The sequence below is a fragment of the Bradyrhizobium sp. CCBAU 51745 genome (genome assembly GCF_028128715.1).
Classification (GTDB): domain Bacteria; phylum Pseudomonadota; class Alphaproteobacteria; order Rhizobiales; family Xanthobacteraceae; genus Bradyrhizobium; species Bradyrhizobium manausense.
Window position 1 is genome coordinate 1 of record NZ_LBJP01000006.1, and the last position, 881, is coordinate 881.

Sequence of the window (881 nt, forward strand, 5' to 3'; positions counted from 1 at the left end):
CGCGATCGGCCACGGCCTCGAGCTTGTCGACGCCGAGCACGGCCTTGGCCTGTTTACCCATGTTGGCGAGTTGTGCACGATCCGAACCGCTATTCGTCACCTCGTGCGCGATGATGAGGTGGTGCTCGGTATCGACGGCAACCTGCACATTGTAGCCAACGACACCGGAGCCGCGGCCACTCGTGGCCATGGACCGACTGTCGGGATCGGTCAGCGAGATCTGTTGGTCCGGTGATGCCAGCATTGCTTGTTCGCAGGCTTCGAGCTTCTGCATCTCGCTCGCGAGCTTGGTGAGCTTCTCCTTCAGATGCGCCGTCTTCGCGGCGAGAGTCTCAGATGGCTCTTGCAGATCTGCGGTGTCCAGCTGCGCCAGATAGCGCGATACGCTCTCCTCCAGTTGCTGGCGACGACGCTCGACCTTGCCCTTCGTGAAGTTCTTGTCACGCGTGTTGACCGCCTTGAACTTCGAGCCGTCGATGGCGACGCTCGCCTTCATCAACAAGCCCATGTGCCGGCAAAGCTCGACGAACTTCGCGCACACCTTCTTGATGGCGGGGCCGTTGTCGCGGCGAAAGTCGGCGATCGTCTTGTCATCGGGCGAAAGCCGCTGCAACAGCCAAATCACCTCAAGATTGCGCCTCGCCTCGCGCTCCAGCCGGCGGCTCGACTGGATGCGGTTGAGATAGCCGTAGATGTAGAGCTTGAGCAGCGGCGCAGGGTGATAACCGGGCCGGCCGGTTGCCGCAGGCTCGACGTCCTTGAAGCCCAGCTCTGCCAGATCGAGCGCTTCGACGAAGGCATCGACCGCGCGAACCGGATTACTCTCATCGACCCAGTCGTCGAGGCATTCGGGCAACAGCGTCGATTGCGCTCGGTCCGCC

1 protein-coding gene is annotated in these 881 nt (G+C 62.2%); it reads right to left on the reverse strand.

The window, feature by feature from the left end:
• Positions 1-881: IS1182 family transposase (locus XH98_RS06775; protein ID WP_271618172.1), on the reverse strand; the 881-nt coding region annotated here is incomplete at both ends.